15 protein-coding genes are annotated in these 16,457 nt (G+C 57.2%); 5 read left to right on the top strand and 10 right to left on the bottom strand.

The window, feature by feature from the left end; translation table 11 throughout:
• Nucleotides 1-5: 5 nt before the first annotated feature.
• Entirely contained in the window at nucleotides 6-596 is a 591-nt protein-coding gene (locus BW921_RS06130; protein ID WP_236953821.1) for a potassium channel family protein, read from the top strand.
• Nucleotide 597: 1 nt separating this feature from the next.
• The gene (locus BW921_RS06135; RefSeq protein ID WP_148689004.1) at nucleotides 598-894 is read left to right on the top strand and encodes a transcriptional regulator; all 297 of its coding nucleotides are present in this window, start codon (nucleotides 598-600) and stop codon (nucleotides 892-894) included.
• On the opposite strand, the gene BW921_RS06140 is transcribed toward BW921_RS06135, so the two are convergent.
• The 5 genes from BW921_RS06140 to BW921_RS06160 are packed head-to-tail and all read right to left on the bottom strand — an operon-like array spanning nucleotide 884 to nucleotide 5,133.
• Entirely contained in the window at nucleotides 884-1,540 is a 657-nt protein-coding gene (locus BW921_RS06140; protein ID WP_148689005.1) for a hypothetical protein, read from the bottom strand. The two genes, BW921_RS06135 and BW921_RS06140, sit on opposite strands and share 11 nt — an antisense overlap.
• Nucleotides 1,537-2,301, bottom strand: a complete 765-nt coding sequence (locus tag BW921_RS06145; RefSeq protein ID WP_148689006.1) for a hypothetical protein — start codon at nucleotides 2,299-2,301, stop codon at nucleotides 1,537-1,539. The genes BW921_RS06140 and BW921_RS06145 overlap by 4 nt, the downstream gene beginning before the upstream one ends.
• Entirely contained in the window at nucleotides 2,295-3,065 is a 771-nt protein-coding gene (truA, locus tag BW921_RS06150) for a tRNA pseudouridine(38-40) synthase TruA (protein WP_148689007.1), read from the bottom strand. Before truA ends, BW921_RS06145 begins: the two co-directional genes overlap by 7 nt.
• A complete protein-coding gene (locus BW921_RS06155; RefSeq protein WP_168168808.1) occupies nucleotides 3,062-3,961 on the bottom strand; it encodes an AIR synthase related protein in 900 nt (299 codons plus the stop codon). Before BW921_RS06155 ends, truA begins: the two co-directional genes overlap by 4 nt.
• Before the next feature lie 2 nt (nucleotides 3,962-3,963).
• Nucleotides 3,964-5,133, bottom strand: a complete 1,170-nt coding sequence (locus tag BW921_RS06160; protein WP_168168809.1) for a tripartite tricarboxylate transporter permease — start codon at nucleotides 5,131-5,133, stop codon at nucleotides 3,964-3,966.
• Between the two features lie 29 nt (nucleotides 5,134-5,162).
• Between BW921_RS06160 and BW921_RS06165 the strand changes: the two genes are divergently transcribed.
• A complete protein-coding gene (locus BW921_RS06165; RefSeq protein ID WP_168168810.1) occupies nucleotides 5,163-5,711 on the top strand; it encodes a hypothetical protein in 549 nt (182 codons plus the stop codon).
• 51 nt (nucleotides 5,712-5,762) lie between these two features.
• Here the strand turns inward: BW921_RS06165 and glmU are convergent, their stop codons facing one another.
• Both glmU and glmM read right to left on the bottom strand, forming a co-directional pair.
• Nucleotides 5,763-7,040 carry a bifunctional sugar-1-phosphate nucleotidylyltransferase/acetyltransferase gene (gene glmU, locus BW921_RS06170; RefSeq protein WP_148689011.1) on the bottom strand — a complete coding sequence of 426 codons (1,278 nt, stop codon included), beginning with the start codon at nucleotides 7,038-7,040 and terminating at the stop codon, nucleotides 5,763-5,765.
• Nucleotides 7,037-8,395 carry a phosphoglucosamine mutase gene (gene glmM / locus BW921_RS06175; protein ID WP_148689012.1) on the bottom strand — a complete coding sequence of 453 codons (1,359 nt, stop codon included), beginning with the start codon at nucleotides 8,393-8,395 and terminating at the stop codon, nucleotides 7,037-7,039. The genes glmU and glmM overlap by 4 nt, the downstream gene beginning before the upstream one ends.
• 13 nt (nucleotides 8,396-8,408) lie before the next feature.
• Between glmM and BW921_RS06180 the strand changes: the two genes are divergently transcribed.
• Entirely contained in the window at nucleotides 8,409-9,212 is an 804-nt protein-coding gene (locus BW921_RS06180) for a TRM11 family methyltransferase (protein ID WP_168168811.1), read from the top strand.
• 280 nt (nucleotides 9,213-9,492) lie between these two features.
• On the opposite strand, the gene BW921_RS06185 is transcribed toward BW921_RS06180, so the two are convergent.
• From BW921_RS06185 to cofG, 3 genes are read right to left on the bottom strand one after another with little or no spacing between them, the layout of a single operon-like run.
• On the bottom strand, nucleotides 9,493-10,890 hold the full coding sequence (locus BW921_RS06185; protein WP_148689014.1) for a radical SAM/SPASM domain-containing protein: 1,398 nt from the start codon (nucleotides 10,888-10,890) through the stop codon (nucleotides 9,493-9,495).
• 58 nt (nucleotides 10,891-10,948) lie between these two features.
• Nucleotides 10,949-12,097: a 5-amino-6-(D-ribitylamino)uracil--L-tyrosine 4-hydroxyphenyl transferase CofH gene (gene cofH, locus BW921_RS06190; protein ID WP_236953729.1), complete on the bottom strand. Its 1,149-nt coding sequence runs from the start codon at nucleotides 12,095-12,097 to the stop codon at nucleotides 10,949-10,951.
• A complete protein-coding gene (gene cofG / locus BW921_RS06195) occupies nucleotides 12,039-13,112 on the bottom strand; it encodes a 7,8-didemethyl-8-hydroxy-5-deazariboflavin synthase CofG (RefSeq protein WP_236953730.1) in 1,074 nt (357 codons plus the stop codon). The genes cofH and cofG overlap by 59 nt, the downstream gene beginning before the upstream one ends.
• Before the next feature lie 115 nt (nucleotides 13,113-13,227).
• Here cofG and ileS point away from each other — a divergent pair, with 115 nt between their 5' ends.
• Nucleotides 13,228-16,455 carry an isoleucine--tRNA ligase gene (ileS, locus tag BW921_RS06200; RefSeq protein ID WP_148689015.1) on the top strand — a complete coding sequence of 1,076 codons (3,228 nt, stop codon included), beginning with the start codon at nucleotides 13,228-13,230 and terminating at the stop codon, nucleotides 16,453-16,455.
• Nucleotides 16,456-16,457 lie beyond the last annotated feature (2 nt).

The raw sequence follows: 16,457 nt of genomic DNA on the forward strand, positions 1-16,457 counted from the left end.
TGGAAATGGAGAAAATCGAAAAAGAGATTAAGAGGCGGACGGTCGTGGAACTCCTCACGGAAATGAAGAATCTCGCGCAGCTATCAGTTGACCTGGCCTACTCGGTTTTACTGTTCGGAAGCCGCGAGCTGGCCGAGGAGGTGCGACGTATCGAGAGACGTGTGGATGAGTTGTCTATCGTACTGAAGGCGAAGCTCGCTCTGGCTATTCGAGATCTTGAGGACGTTCGCCATTTACTGCCCATAATGGAGTTGACGCAATCGATGGAGGTTATCACCGACGCCGCGGACGACGTCGCCGAAACCGTGGCCATGGGTGCGGAACCTCACCCTATCGTTCAGAGGGCCATTGCCGAGTCCGAAGAAAAGATACGGCTTGTTCGGGTGGAGGAGGGGTCAGAATTAGACGGCAAAACGCTGGGAGAACTTAGGTTGGCCAGTGAAACTGGGATGCATGTAATCGCGATAAGGCGGGGATCGACTTGGATAATAGGACCGGATAAAGACGCCAAGATACTGGGAGGGGACGTCTTGATAGTCCGTGGTCGGGACGAGGGATACAAGAAACTAAAGAAGATAGCCAGTGGGCGAAGATGACATGCGTTGGAAGACTAGGCGCGAAAAGATAGTGTCACTACTCACGGAAAGCCGTGAGCCCCTGACCATTGACGAAATAGCTTATATGGTCAGAGAGGGTGATAAGTCGAAGATTATTGAGGATTTGGAACATATAGCTAAAACGCTACGTCGTGAGGGTAAGACGCTGCTCATGGAGCCGGCTAGGTGTAACAAGTGCGGATACGTGTTCAAGAGCCTCAGGATTAAGCCACCGTCCAGGTGCCCAAAATGCAAATCCGAGTGGATCCAATCGCCGAGATTCACTATCAGGGAATGACTCTCCGCGGGACGTCCAAGGACAGATCGTTTAACGTTATCCTCAGAAACTCACCCACCGCCACGACGTCCCCCAGATACCGTTGACCGTTTTCACGTATCTCGACTACTTCAAGTCTCTCGGTAACCCCAACTATCGCGTCCGGTCTATGGAAGCCCAACGGACGACACCTTACACCTTCCACCTTTAAGAAGCCCGAGGAGAGGTCTATCGACACATCACCCGCGGAGAGTTCACTCCCGCGACGCTGCGTCACGATGGTGAGACTCTCGTAGGTCCTGACGTGTAGGTTCTTGCCATACAGCGTCACTACGTAGTCTTTGCCCACTTTACGGACGTCTACGAAGAGTTCCCCGAGGCGACGGTACGGGATGATCGGTGGGACAACGACACCTTCTCCGATCTTTCGGATCCGGAGCGGCTCGGTAATAACGCGCTCTTCTGTGACCCGGTATGGGACTACATAGTAAGACCCTGAATCCGCACGCACCGACACCAGGCACAAGGATAGGAACTTCTCAAGTCCTGCTACTTGACCGAGTCGCACGTACCCGTCGTGAGATCGGCGCATCACCCTAACTTCCTCGCCTATGTCGAACTCCTCACAAACTACCGGAGGCTCCGGAACGTTCTTCGGGAGTTTCATCTGAACACTGACCCCTCCATTTCGAGTGCCGCGTTGAGTACGCCATCCACCAGCTCTGATCGTCTACCCAAAACCGCGGCAGGACTCCAGCTGAACATCCTGTAGCCGACGTTCCTGGACGTCAGGACACCCGCGGCTTCCAATGCGTCCAATATCTTAGTCCCGAGTTTGAATTCACGGAAATTACTACAAATCCTGCCCAGTATCTCCGTGGCGGATAAGTACCTCGTGCGGACTGTTCGCACATCCCTTCGGGCGATTTCTCTTAGGATCGTCGACCCTGTCTCCTCGACGAGCTCGCTCACGTGCTCTTCCATCTCCTCGAGAGTACCACCACGTTTCAACGCTTCCGGGCACGGCCCGTACGGCGGCCATGTAAAAACGTCCTCCGCGGAACCTTCCACCTTGATCAGCTCAACCGACACTTCACGCACGATGCTGTCTGGTACGAAGTCCAGGAACACTTGTGAATAGACCACGATGTGAACTTCTTTGAACCTGTTGAGCAGCGCCGATAGGACGTTGTACACTTTGGATCTGATACTCCTGAGTGCGTAACGGTCACGGCGCTCCAACCACTCGAGTACCGTCGGTGCGTCCATATGGGCTATTACCACACGGTCAGTTCCATTTTCACACAGTGGGGTGATGTTGGATAGCCTTCGGGCGTCCGATACATCTACGACTTCGCCGTCATGCGCCAACTTACAGCATACCTCTCTAAACCCATAGCACGGCGGGCAGACGGTGACTTTCAGCAATTTTCTGCCCCCTCTGGTAGGCGTAGTAGCAACCTCCCCCCCAACTGTATTACTTTATGATCTTCAAACCAGGCTTCAGTACGCTCAAAATGTACCTTATCGTACTCAATGTACCACAAGATCAGCCCCTCTGCCGGGAGGCATCTGGGTTTCTCCGACGGCTTGAACTCACCAGAAAGTAGCGCTTCGGCGTCCTCCTCCTCCCTGAGCCCGTGGCCCACCTCCCACACGAACCCTGCTATCCTGCGGACCATCTCCCATAGGAATCGCGGTGCCACGACCCGTAACACGTACGCGTTAGGGATTATTTCTAAGAGTTCACACCTCTCGATGGTTACTATTGGATTCCGGCCATCCTCCCTTCGGAATGCAGAAAAATCGTGTTTTCCTTCGAGCTTACGGGCAGCCCGTTCCGCAGCTTCGGGATCGTTCAACGGTCCCAAGAAGTACCGATACTCCTTTCGCAGTGCATCGCGCCGTGGATCAAACTCGTCATTGACTTCCGTTTTAGCTATCACTCGGATGTCCTTGGGTAACCTCGCGTTGATGGGGTCCGGTTGAGCTAGCTCCGGGTCGCCTTCCACCACTACTACCTGGTAGCGTGCATGGGCCCCCGCGTCGGTCCTGGATGCGTACCCCACCAGTTCCAATCTCAGCTCCGAGAGAGCCTTTCGTAGCGCTCCTTCGATCGTTGGGACGTCGGGCTGATATTGGAAACCGTGGTATCGCGAACCGTCATAGGCGACCTGGAGGGCTACCCTCATCGTCCTGCCCCAGGGGGCTTGTAAGGAAGCCTCCGGTAGACTTCTATCATTTCCTCTTCGGAAACTAGTTCCCGGTTTCCGAAACGGATCACCGGCTCATCCACAACCTCTCCTGCGACCGTGAACGGACATCCCTCTTCGAACGCTATCTCGGCAGCACGTCCGACGTCGTTCGGGTCCATACATACCATGAAGATCCCCAAGTACCCTGTCCACGTGGGATACGGCATTGATCGGAGCTTGACACCTTTCTTGGCTTTACCCATCATCTCCAGTAGGTTCCCGAGTACTCCACCGCGACTGGCGTCCTTGGCGGTACTCACGTCGATACCTTCCCGTAGGAACCTAAGGAACGCGTTGAATTTCACCTTGGCCTTGTAAACACGGTCACCAACATCCCCACGCACAGGCTCGCCCAAGAACACCAGCGTATCGCCTTCTCTGGCCGTACCATCCGGGATCGGTTCGTCGGCTATTAATCGACCGATTACGGCCACGGAGACACAGGGCACTAGATCGGGATGGGATTGTGTGTTACCGCCGAGGATCTTGATTCCCAATCCTTCCGCCTGTTTCCTCAAATCCTCGAGGATTTCCTTCGCCTGCTCCTCGCTTTCGGCTTGTACGGCGTCGAACGCCACTATCGGTTCACCGCCGGTGACCACGACGTCGGCCGCAGAGTGTATGATCGCAGTCTTTCTACCGATCTTGGCCGGATAGGGACCTTCCATGTTGATCACTAACCGCTCACCGTTTACCTCGATCACTGTGGCGTCGTCGCCCTGTAGTGGGCCTATGATCGTCTTCCACTCCTCCGGGACTTCCCTGAGCAACCTGCGGCAGAAGTTGGTCTCTTCTATATGCTTGAGGAGACGCTCCATATCGACTTTTTCCAAGCTCACCCGACCCCCAGCAACTTCAGAACCGTCGGCAAGGCCAGCGCTGACGTGCAGAGCGATGGATCGACACCGGAGCGGAGCGCGTAAATCCCTATTCCCGCACATACGATCGCCGTACCGAGCGAGCCCAACCCATGAGATGTCATCAACGCGAGCAGTCCGATTACTACGGTACCGGTCAGTACCCGCGCCCGTGCCCCGGAGAGCATCTCTCCCAACACCCTGGTCGAAAAGATGAGCAGCCATACTCCCAACACCGACACGAGTAGGTACACACCCACCGACGCCAACACTTCTGGGTACGTGATGTCTCCAACGGACCGCTGGATGAACACCGAGGCCCCACTTCTAGGGTTTCCAAGCGCGTGCAGAGCCACGATCGAGGACACCGCGTCGGCGGCGTCGATACCGGAGGTTACCAGTAGGTACCGCTCGGTCGTATCGACACCCAACCTCGTCAGGACGGAAACCACGTTGGCAGGACCCAATCCCGGCAGGAAACCGAGAGTACAACCCGCGAATGCCGCCAAGATTCCGCACTTCGGGAGCTCCTTCCCAAGTATTGCAGGCTTTCCGGGCCGCTGCTTCGGGATCGAAGTACGGTTTATCAAACAGGAAATTCCTGGACCGATCGCGTAGAATCCGGAGAACATAGCTTCCAGTGGGGAAGCTACGTCGAGCGGTCCTGAAAGAACCACGTAGCCTAACACGGAGCTCGCCGAGAAGATCGCCAACCCGCGGAGTCCGTTATCGTACGTTTGAAGGACCAGGATCGCCAGTACCAGCCACGGTATTATCGGCTTGGAGATGACGTACATGGGCCCTACGATCTTCACGATGCACGGGAGCGTGACCGCAGCGAAAAAGCCCGTGGATAACGTCCCCAAGGCGACGAGGCGAGCGGCTTCTTCCGCCCTTCCCTCAATTGTATAGCGCTGCAACGGAATCAACACGGCGACCGACGTTTGATCATCGGGTACTCCCAAGAACATGCTTTCAACCTTGGATAACGGGACGTTGACGGCTGAGCATGCTGAAGCGAACGTCAGCACGTCTTCACGGTCGAGGTACGTGGGATTAAACTCCGAAAAAAATGTATTCGGATGGAGTCCGGGGATGTACCCCGATAGCATCCCGGAAAAGATTCCGAGAAACACTCCACCGAGCAAGTCCGACCCACCGGACCGGGGACCTCGAGATGCTAAAGGAGCTATGGCGATCGTTTGTGATGGCGCTAGGAGCCGCATGGGCACTCGGACTCCTAGCACTTACGGTTCACATCTTGGGGCTCGCTTGGACCATAATCCTCTTCTTAGGGATCATGGTCTTGTTGGGAATTGGTGCTTCGGGGAGAGTCTCACCTTTCATTGCAGTAGCGAGAGGTTTAGGGTTGCTGTCGCTTTTGATTGTAAACGCGGCCAGACTGGAGTACCTGGCGCCATGGCTCGCCATACCTGTACTCGGAGCACTTTACGTTCTCGACAGGCCCGCCTTTTACTTGGTGATAGCAGCGGCGGGAGCTATCCTACTGCTTCGAGCGATAATAGAAATCCATAAAACCGCCGTCGGGGTGGACTTCAGGTACAGGTCGAAGGTTCAGGAGATGGCGTTAGCAATTCGTGAGATCTCGTCGGGAATCATGGAAGCCCTAGAGAGACTCTCCATGATCTCTGCGGAGAAGAAAGAGGAGCTGAGTGGAACGTTCACCGTTGCTGGAAAGAAGTTGTTGAGGTGGATGCTCAGCTGAGGACGCGTCTGCGGTTCAATCGTCATCATTCTTCAGTAGCGCGGGACGTCGTCATCCGCGCCCCTTCCAATCGACTAGGATCTGGTCACCTTGAACTAACATCTTGCCCTCTGGGACGTTTTTACGAACGATGGTGGAAGGCGCGGTGGCCGAGTACGGGCCTAATTTCCGTCCCGGCAGTATAGAGGTGTTGATTCCTGTTTTGACTCCGTCCCCCAGTACGGCTCCGAACTTCCTCCTACCTGTATCCTCGAGCTCGCCTTTGACTATCACCTTCACGCTGCGCCCGTCGTGTCTGAGGTTGGCGATGATGGTACCGGCTCCCAGGTTGCACTTGGCCCCGATAACGCTGTCCCCCACGTAGGAGAGGTGGCTGACGTTCGTTCCCTCCATGATTATGGAGTTTTTGATTTCGACGGCTTGACCGATGCGAACGTCCCGGACCAGCGTCGTCGCCGGTCGGAGGTAGCAGTTAGGTCCGATCTCGCACCCCGGGCCTATGTATGCTGGCCCTTCGACTACGACTCCCGACCTGAGGATCGCGCCTTCGGCTACCCACACTGGCCCTCTCAGCTCCACGTTCTCCTCGATGATCCCTTCGACCTCGGGACGCCACATCGCGTTCCGAAGTGCCCAAGCGTTGGCATCGAGTAGGTCCCACGGTCGACCCACGTCGGACCAGAATCCGTCGTACGAAACCCCTCGAACACCTTCTTCGGTGGCGGCATCGAGCAGCGCATCGGTGATTTCGAACTCGCCCCGTGGTGAGGGCGTGACCCGCTCCAAGAACCTCTCGAACTCCGGTTCCGCCACGTACACTCCCGCGTTCGCCAGGTTGGAAGGGGCCTCTTCGGGCTTTGGCTTTTCCACGAGCTCCACCACGTAACCGTCTTGCAGTCTCGCAACCCCGAACTCCGACGGGTCCTCGACCTCCACCAGCACCATCGAGGCGACGCCTTCGTGCTCGCGTACGGCGCGCTCGAGCAACTCCGGATCGAACACCAAGTCTCCGTTCGTGATCACCACGGTCTCGTCGGGTTCAATCTCCCGCCACGCGACGTACACAGCGTGGGCTGTTCCCATTGGCTTACCCTGACGGACGAACTCCAGATCGAAGGAATCTCCCCAACGATTCTTGACGTATCGTTTCACCTTATCGGCCAGGTATTCCACGACTACTACTAGATGCTCCACTCCGATGCGCTCCATGGCTTCGATGGAGAAGTCGATAAGACGGCGATCGGCCACCGGCAGGAGGACCTTCGGCCGTGTCTTCGTCAGCGGTCGCATCCGAGTACCTTCACCTGCCGCGAGTACGATGCCGATCATTCCCTCACCTCCTCGACACACCTGCGGACGAGATCGACGAACTCATCCCCGAGCTCTCGGGCGCGCTCTTTGGACTCCGCCTCCACCGTTATCCGTACGAGCGGTTCGGTGCCGGATGGTCTAATGAGCACCCAACCATCGTCCAGTTCGACCCGAACACCGTCTACGGTGTCGATGTCGTCGTAAGCCTCCCGGAGGCGCGTCTCCACAAGCCTCATCACTTTGGGCTTGAGCTCGTCTGGACATTCGACGGTTTCGCGCACGACCGGGTAGCTCGGGATCTCGGCCAACAGTTCCGAGAGAGGTCGCTCCTCCTCGATCAGCAGACTCACCATCCACGCCGCGGAGAGCGGACCGTCGGGACACATGTGTACGTTAGGGTGTATCCAAGTCCCGTTCGGTTCCCCTCCGAAGATACATCCTTCCTCCCGTATCGCGGCGGCTACGTGAACGTCTCCTACCTTGGTTCTCACCACCTCACCGCCCATCTCTCGGACTACCTCGTCGATGACCATCGAAGCATCGACGTTCACCGCGACCTTTCCTGGACCCTTCTCCTCGAGGATTCGCCGGCACGCCAACGCCAGCACTTCGTCGTACCCGGCGAACTTACCTTTCTCGGTAACGAAAACCACACGGTCGGCATCCCCATCGTGGGCGATCCCCAGATCAGCATCTGTCGCTCGCACGGTTCGCATGAGGTCCTTCAGGTTCTCGGGCTTCGGCTCCGGTTCCCGGCCCGGGAAGTGTCCATCAGGATGCGCGTTTAGGGAGATAACCTCACACCCCATCTCACGGAGTACCACTGGAGTGACGAACGCGGAGGGACCGTTGGCACAGTCTACCACGATGCGCAACCCGTCTCCGTCGACGGAGACCTCATCCAGTATCCTCTCCACGTGTACGTTCAACGCCGTCTCGTCGTCGACCACCTCACCGTACTCGTCCCAATTCGGGTATTCTAAATCGCCGTCCATGATCTGCTCTATTTCACGCTCTTGTTCGGGCGAGAATGCCATTCCGTCGGAGTTCCAGAACTTTATTCCGTTGTACTCGGGAGGATTGTGGGAAGCTGTGATCATCACACCAGCGTCGAGACCTTCAGTCGCAACGTAACAGCCCAGAGTCGGCGTGCACACTAACCCGATGTCCACAACATTGCATCCTTGGGCGGTCAGTCCTGAGATCACGGCTGCACGAAGTGTATCGCAGTGCACTCGGGTGTCACGACCTACGGCGACAGTGCCGTCACCCAAGTACTCGCCGAGAGCGCGCCCAGCTCGAAGTGCGAGCTCCGGAGTTAGGAATTCTCCTATTCTACTTCGGATGCCGGACGTACCGAAGTACTTACCCACGGGGGGACCCCCCTTGTTCGCGTTCCTACTCGCCGGGGATAACGTCGATTTAGCGCTATCGGAACTGAAAGGGGCGCTCAATGCGGAAGTTGGATCCTACAGGATCGAACGTGAGGGTAGAGTGGCTCTAGTTGAGGGAATTTCGAGGAGAGATGCCGAGCGCGTGGTACGTCGTCTCGCCAGAACCCACGCGGTTTACGAAATTGGCCACGGCCCTTCGAAACTGAAGATAGGGGGAGAGGAAGTCCCTGCCGATATGATAGCACGTCGTGAGAAGCTTTCCCACCGTAAGCCACATAAAAGGCCTGAATTTATGCCCGACTCTACCGAACCGTTCTTAGCCCGTACCTTGGTGAACTTGGCTGAAGGACGCCGTGGTGAGCGCTTTTTGGACCCCATGTGCAATGTAGGAGGGATCCTAATAGAAGCTGGACTTATCGGGTGCATACCGGTGGGTGTGGATGTCAGAGTTGACCTGGTGGAGAGAGCGGAACGGAACTTGGAGCATTATGGCATCACCGAGTATGAGCTCCACGTTGGACGGGCCGAAAACGTAGACGATATCCTCAATGAGGGTGTGCAGGCGGCTGCCGTAGATCCTCCCTACGGTCGGGGATCGTACGTAGAAGGTGGGCCTGTAGACAGGTTAGTACTTGAGACGCTGGAGGCGCTCTTCGAGGTCGTGGAAGGTAAGGTGGCTTTATCAGTTCCGAAAGAGGTTTGGAGAGAAATTTCCGGAAGCCTTCACGTCGAGACGGTAGTCAAAGATCGGGTCCATCGTAGCTTGACTCGAGTAATCGCCGCAGTTACCGGATGATGACCGCGGACCGTTCTGAGTAAATGATGAGTTTTCGGGGAGCTGAATGTGGTAGTTCGGCGATCGGTTCGATTCTAACACGTCAGTGTGCACCGTCGGTTTAGTTTCTAGGATACGCCTAAACTCGTCGTGCAGCTTTCCTCGATCAAACCTATCGATCACGCGATAATGAAGGTGCCTCGACACAACACTGGACTATTTTTAACTCAAGCTCGCACGCCCGAATTCGGTCTAATATCGCGAATTCATTATAGTAAACGGCTGGTAAGCGGTACATGTCTCAGCTTCGCCTCTGGGCGAGTTGGCATCCGGGATCCGAGTCATTTACGCTACCCTCGTACGCGTAGACTCTGGCCCTACATCCCCCGCAGACGTACCGGTACTCACATTCCCCACAAGGACCGTGGAGATCGTCGCGGTTTCGACATTTCCACAATATGTCGTCATTCCAGAGTTCTTCCCTGTCATCCCTTAGTATGTTGCCGATTTTGACGGGTAAGAACACACACGGTTGGACGTCTCCATTCGGTCGAATAGCTAATAGACATCGGCCCGCTCCGCATCCACCCAAGAACTCCACCAGGGAGGAGAATCCACCACTCCCGCCGTAAAAATGCGTTCCGTACACAACCTCGGATGTACCTTCCTCGGACATTTGCAGACTGACCCGGGCCATCTGAGGTGCTGTGGAGTAAATCATGATGTCCCTCTCCGTGGCCTCTTGGATTAGGGTCTTGAGGACACGTTCCCTGTCCTCCGGGCTGAGATCAAGATCCGGGCGGAATCTACCATGGCCTGTGGGGATGAAGTTGAACACCGCGACACCGTCGGCACCCAACTCTTCGGCTAGGTCCAGCATTTCAGGCAGCTCGTCCACGTTGTTGCGATGCACTGTGAACGCTATGACTGTGATTACGTCGGTTTCAGCGCAATTTTTGACACCTTCCAGGGCCCTTTCCCATGCTCCTTTGACACCACGGAAACGGTCATGTGTACCCGGATTGGCGCCGTCGACGCTGATTTCTACGTACTCAACACCTGCAGCCTCCAGCCGCTCCGCTACCTCTCGATCGATGAGCGTCCCGTTCGTGGCCAGCGCGGTGAACATCCCCTCGTCAGCCGAGGCTTCGGCGAGCTCGAAGAAGTCGCCACGCATCAGCGGTTCTCCACCGGAGAAAGCCAATGCTGGAACATTCCACTCAGAGAGCCTCTCTATGACCTCCAGCGCGCGTTCGGTGTCGAGTTCTCCTGGTGCCGGTTCGCCAGCGCTCGAGTAGCAGTGTTTACACTTGAGGTTACATAGTCCAGTTACATCCCACACTACTAGGTATGGGGCGGCTGGAACGAACGGCTTTCGAACGCCGTATTCGTGAATTCCAAGCAGAGTAACGGCGATACCTCGCCGGTACGGATCCTGCGCGAGACACTCGCGTAACGTCTCCCGATTCACGCCTAAGGCTTTAGCACATCCTTCGACCGCTGTTTTCACCAATTTGGCTAGCATACGGCACTTTCGGCAAGCGTCCTCGCGTCCTCCGTAGGCGACATCCAGCGCTACCTTGACACGTAAGTTCTCGCACGAGTCACACCACTTGGTACCAAGTTTCAGTAGTTTCTTCCCTGGTGCGGTCTTTAGGAACCCGTTCAAGAACTCGACGAACGCCTCGATTCGCGCCATTGTCCGTGACCCACCGTTTGTGACAGTGAGAGTGAGATGTGGAGAGGGAAGCGATACTTCAATACACCTTCACGGGCTCGTAAAGGGTTGTGCGCTGTACTGGAGTGAAGCCGGCCTCCCGAATTATTTCCACGATCTCCTCTGGCTCTAAGCTCTCCGTTTCCTTAGCCCCCGCCTCACGGGAGATGTTCTCTTCCATGAGAGTACCACCTAGATCGTTCGCCCCGGCGTGTAGCGTCATCTGAGCCAACTTTACCCCGAGCTTTACCCAAGAAGCCTGTATGTTCGGGATCAACGGTCCGAAGTACAATCGGGCCACTGCGTGCACGAGTACGTCCGTCATGCCAGATACTCCGGGTCGCGCCCCTCCCCGTCGGTAAATCGGTGCGTTCGAATGTACGAAAGAGAGCGGCACGAACTCCGTGAAACCCCCAGTGTCCTCTTGGATTCTTCGGAGCCGCTTCATGTGGTCGATCCAGTCCCTAGGTGAATCGATGTGACCGTACATCATGGTACAGGTAGTGGGAATACCAAGCTCGTGTGCGGTCCTGATGATGTGTTCCCACTCGTCGGCTTCCAACTTATCAGGACATAGCCGCTTCCTTACCTCCGAAGAGAATATCTCCGCGGCCGTTCCGGGCATCGAATCGAGACCGGCTCGCTTAAGCTCCCGCAGTACGTCTTCGATGTCCTCTCCAGCCAGCTTGGCGCAGTACTTCACTTCCATCGGTGAGTAACCGTGCACGTGGATATCCTGGGCTTGCGATTTGATCTCGTCCAACATTTCCAAATAGTACTCAAACGTCGCCTCGGGATGCAGCCCGCCCTGAAGACACACTTCCGTAGCTCCAGCGTCACGGGCTTCCGCTGCCCGCTCACCCACCTCTTCCGGAGTCATACGGTAAGCATCTGGGTCGTCCGGATCCCTCCGGAACGCACAGAATCGGCACCTGTTAATGCATACGTTGGTGAAGTTGATGTTCCTGTTCACCACGAACGTGACATGCTCACCGGCGATCTTAAGTCGGGCCTCGTGTGCAGCCCGCATCACCTTGTATGAGTCCAGCTTGCCCTGCAAGATGTCCAACGCAGTTCCCTCGTCGATGCCACCGGCTACGGCAGTGTTCACTAGCTCGTCGACGCTGACTTCATCGGGCGAACCCCTCATCATCCGAGAGACGCTCGATGACTTCTGAGATGTTGGCATGGTACCAGCCCCGACGAACGTACTCCGGGTATATCGGGAGCCGCTCCCTTAACCTGAGATCGACACCTTCAGTCAGTCTTTTCAGCTCCTCGATCTCGGGCCATGGGGCTTCAGGGTTCACGTAATCCTTTGTCACTGGGGAAACTCCTCCCCAGTCGTTCGCGCCCGCCAACAGCGCGAGCTGACCAGTCTCAGGGTTCAGATTCGGGGGTACCTGGACCGGGACGTCTGGCAGCGTCAGTCGCGCCGTTGCGACAGTCCGTAGTAAGTCAGCGGGTGTAGGTTCTGGGTGATCCTCCATCTGGATTCCAGGTTTCGTCCTGAAGTTCTGAACTATTACCTCCTGAACGTGACCGTACCGCTTGTGCATCTTCTGGATCTCCTCCAAAGTCTTCACGCGTTCCTCCCACGTCTCGCCGATGCCGATCAGTATCCCGGTGGTGAAAGGTACTTTCAACTCTCCGGCGTATTTAAGCACCTTCAGACGCTCCTCGGGGTGCTTTCCGGGGGAGTGCTCGTGAGGACCGCCTTCTTCACACAACCGGTCCGATAGTATCTCCATCATGAGGCCCATACTAGCGTTCCAACGACGCAGCTTCCGCATCTCCCTCTTCGTGATCACGCCGGGATTGCTGTGCGGCAGCATATTGTACTCCTCTACGCATCTACGGCAGAGATCGACGAGGTACTCGACTGTGCTTGAATACCCGTGCTCCTCCAACCATTCTAGGGCCTCGTCGTACCTCTCTTCAGGGCGCTCTCCGAAGGTGAAAAGCACCTCCTTACAACCGGCTTCCTTACCCTTCTCCACGATTTCGAAGACCTCTTTCGGGGATAGATACGGCGATTTCACGTCCTCCGGTTCCCGACGGAAGGTGCAGTAAGAGCACCGATTCCGACATAACCGGGTGAGCGGCACGAACACGTTCTTCGAGTAGGAGACCACCGTGCCGAACCTCTCCCTGGTCAACCGGTTCGCCCGGTCCATGAGCTTGAGGAGATCGTAGCCCTTCAAACGTCCGCCCCGGTCGGTCCTGGTCACCCCGCGGAGTTTAATCCTGAGCGCATCGGGACAGACGTAATCAAGGGGTACGCGGCGGGATCCTCGGAGGTCGCGGGGGCTGAGGGAGATGGTCGAAGCTCTCAGTGAGGAACTGGAGCGCGAAATTCAGCGGAGATGGGAAGAGATGGACCTACTCTCGAAGGTCATGGAGAAGAACCGCGACGGACCTCTCTTTTACTTCCTAGACGGTCCACCTTACGCTAGCGGCTCGATCCACCTCGGTACAGCTTGGAACAAGATCATCAAGGATGCCGTGAACAGGTATAAGCTGATGTGCGGATACCGGGTCCGACTGCAGCCCGGTTGGGATTGTCACGGTCTCCCGATCGAGGTGAAGGTCGAGCAGGAAGTCCTTTCGGACGAAGTCGAGTGCAAGAAAGACATCGAGGAGAAAGTCGGTGTCGACAAGTTTGTGGAAAAGTGCAAGGAATTCGCCCTGAAGCACGTTGAGATCATGACGGAACAGTTCAAGCGTCTGGGAGTCCTGATGGACTGGGACAACCCATACATGACCCTGGACAACGAGTACATCGAAGGTGCATGGTACACGCTCAAGCGCGCCCACGAGCGCGGTCTCCTCACCCGGGACGTGAGGATCGTCAACTGGTGCCCGCGGTGTGAGACCGCCCTGGCGGATCACGAGGTAGAGTACAAAGAGGTCGAAGATACTTCAATCTTCGTGATCTTCCCAATCGAGGACGACTCCGACGCCGAGGTCGACCTACCCGAGAAAGCCGCCCTACTGATCTGGACGACGACTCCGTGGACTTTACCTGCGAACCTAGCCGTCGCCGTACATCCGCAGGAAGAGTACGTCCTCGCGCGCGCCGAGGTGGACGGCGAGGAGTGGCACCTGATCGTCGCTGACAAGCTCAAGGTCGTGCTGTCCGTCGTGACGGACTCGTACGAGATCGTGGACTCGTTCCCGGGAGAGGCGCTTGAGGGTCTCCGGTACCGCCCGCCGCTGTGGGAGGAGGTACCCAAGCTGCGAGAGCTGCACGAGGAGGACGACCGTGTCCACCGCGTGTACACAGCCGAGTGGGTCACGATGGATGAGGGTACGGGATGTGTCCACGTAGCGCCCGGTCACGGTGAGGAGGACTTCGAGCTTGGCCGCGAGGTCGGCTTGTCTCCGCACTGTCCGGTTGCCGAGGACGGGACGTTCACTGAGGACGGCGGTGAGTACGAGGGACTCTACGTGCGCGACGCCAACGAGAAGATCGTCGAGAATCTACGTGAGAAGGGGCTCCTCGCGCATGAGGACACCGTAGAACATCGATACGGTCACTGTTGGCGGTGTAAGACTCCAATCATCTACCGAGCCACCGAGCAGTGGTTCCTCAAAGTCACTGAGGTGAAGGACGAGATGCTTGAGTGGATAGATCAGGTGGAATGGATCCCGGAGTGGGCTGGTCAATCTAGGTTTAAGAGATGGGTCGAGAACGCCCGGGACTGGTGTATCTCACGTCAGCGGTACTGGGGTATCCCGCTTCCGGTCTGGGAGTGCGGAGAGTGTGGTCATCTTGAAGTGATCGGCTCGCTGAGCGAGCTCGAGGCGAAGGCAGTCACTCTCCCACCCGGTGAACCTGACCTGCACAGACCCTGGGTCGACGAGGTGGTCCTGAAGTGTCCGGAGTGCGGCTCCTACATGAGGCGCGTGCCGGACGTGCTCGACGTTTGGGTGGACTCGGGAGTCGCCGCGTGGGCCTCGCTCGGGTACCCACGTCGCGAGGACGAGTTCGAGAGGTGGTTCCTCAAGGAGGGACGCTGTGACCCCGACGACCCGGAGGCGAGCGCGGACTTCATCACCGAAGGTCACGACCAGACCCGCGGGTGGTTCTACTCGCAGCTCGGTTGTGGCATCATCACTTTCGATACGTGTCCGTACAGGACCGTGCTCATGCACGGATTCACACTCGACGAGGAGGGGCGGAAGATGAGTAAGTCCCTAGGTAACGTCGTCGACCCGATGGATATCGTCGAGAAGTACTGCGCCGATACCCTACGCTGGTATGTCTTGCGCTCCAACGCACCCTGGCGGGATATGCACTTCAGCTGGCAGGACGTGCGTGACACCCACCGGGCGCTCAACGTCTTGTGGAACGCGTACCGGTTCGCGAAGATGTACTCGGAACTGGACGAATTCGACCCCGAGGAGCACCCACTGGAGGGTATGGAGGAACACCTCAAGCCCGAGGATCGGTGGCTGCTCTCCCGGATCAACTCGCTGGTGGAGGAAGTCACCGACGCGTTCGAGCGGTACCACGTCCACGAGGCGGCCCGTGCGCTGTACCGCTTCGTCACGGAAGACCTCAGCAGGTGGTACATCCGGCTGGTCAGGGAGCGCGTGTGGCTAGAGGGCGATGATCCCGAGAAACTCTCGGTCTACGCGGTGCTTCACTACACGTTCGATCGGTTGGTTAGGCTGCTGGCGCCTATCGTGCCACACGTCGCCGAGCAGATATATTTGGACTACGTCCGTACGGACGACGATCCCGAGAGCGTTCACCTCACGGACTGGCCCGGAGTAGATGACCGATGGGTCGATGAGAAGCTGGAAAAGGCCATGGAGCTCGTCCGGAGGGCTGCGGAGGCAGCCCTTTCGGTCCGGCAGCGTGCTGGGGTCAAGACGCGCTGGCCACTACGTCGCCTGTTTGTAGAAGTCGAGGACCCGAAGCGGCTAGAGGATCTCAAGGACGTGCTAGCTCGCGTAGCGAACGTCAAGGAGATCGAACTCGTGGAGGAGTTCCCGGAGAAGGTACCCGTGGCCGAGCCGAAGCCCGATAAGATCGGTCCCGAGTTCAGATCGCTGGCGGGCAGCGTGATCAAGCACGTTAAGGACCGTGCGGTGGAGGTAGCACAGTCGATCCTGAAAGAGGGAGAGTACAGGGTGGAACTAGACGGTGAAGAGGTCGTCCTGACGGAAGAGCACGTTAAGGTGACCGAGGACCTGCCCGAGGGCTGGGAGGCCGAGGAGTTCGAGGGCGGCCGGGTGTACGTCTTCGTCGAACTAGATGAGGAGTTGAAGTCCGAGGCCTGGGCCAGAGAGGTCGTTCGTCGCATCCAGGAGATGAGGAAGGAGTTGGACTTAGACCTGGAGGAGAGGATCAAGATATGGATAGAAACGGACGAGGAGATCGCAGAGGCCGTGGAAGAGCACTCGGAGTACGTGCGCGGTGAGACGCGAGCGGACAAGCTCCACGTGAACGAGGACTGGCCCGAAGAAGTCGATCTGGAGCGCGAGTGGGAAGTAGAGGGCAGGACGATCCGCATCGCCGTGGTCGTTTCGGGGTGAAG

The sequence above is a fragment of the Methanopyrus sp. SNP6 genome (genome assembly GCF_002201895.1).
In the GTDB taxonomy this organism is placed as follows: domain Archaea; phylum JAADCQ01; class Methanopyri; order Methanopyrales; family Methanopyraceae; genus Methanopyrus.

What these genes read in the sequence shown, in the direction of transcription:
- BW921_RS06130 (WP_236953821.1), top strand. Translation starts at nt 6, where the DNA reads ATGGAGAAAATCGAAAAAGAGATTAAGAGGCGGACGGTCGTGGAACTC.
- BW921_RS06135 (WP_148689004.1), top strand. Translation starts at nt 598, where the DNA reads ATGCGTTGGAAGACTAGGCGCGAAAAGATAGTGTCACTACTCACGGAA.
- BW921_RS06140 (WP_148689005.1), bottom strand. Translation starts at nt 1,540, where the DNA reads ATGAAACTCCCGAAGAACGTTCCGGAGCCTCCGGTAGTTTGTGAGGAG.
- truA (WP_148689007.1), bottom strand. Translation starts at nt 3,065, where the DNA reads ATGAGGGTAGCCCTCCAGGTCGCCTATGACGGTTCGCGATACCACGGT.
- BW921_RS06165 (WP_168168810.1), top strand. Translation starts at nt 5,163, where the DNA reads ATGCTAAAGGAGCTATGGCGATCGTTTGTGATGGCGCTAGGAGCCGCA.
- glmU (WP_148689011.1), bottom strand. Translation starts at nt 7,040, where the DNA reads ATGATCGGCATCGTACTCGCGGCAGGTGAAGGTACTCGGATGCGACCG.
- BW921_RS06185 (WP_148689014.1), bottom strand. Translation starts at nt 10,890, where the DNA reads ATGGCGCGAATCGAGGCGTTCGTCGAGTTCTTGAACGGGTTCCTAAAG.
- cofH (WP_236953729.1), bottom strand. Translation starts at nt 12,097, where the DNA reads ATGCCAACATCTCAGAAGTCATCGAGCGTCTCTCGGATGATGAGGGGT.
- ileS (WP_148689015.1), top strand. Translation starts at nt 13,228, where the DNA reads ATGGTCGAAGCTCTCAGTGAGGAACTGGAGCGCGAAATTCAGCGGAGA.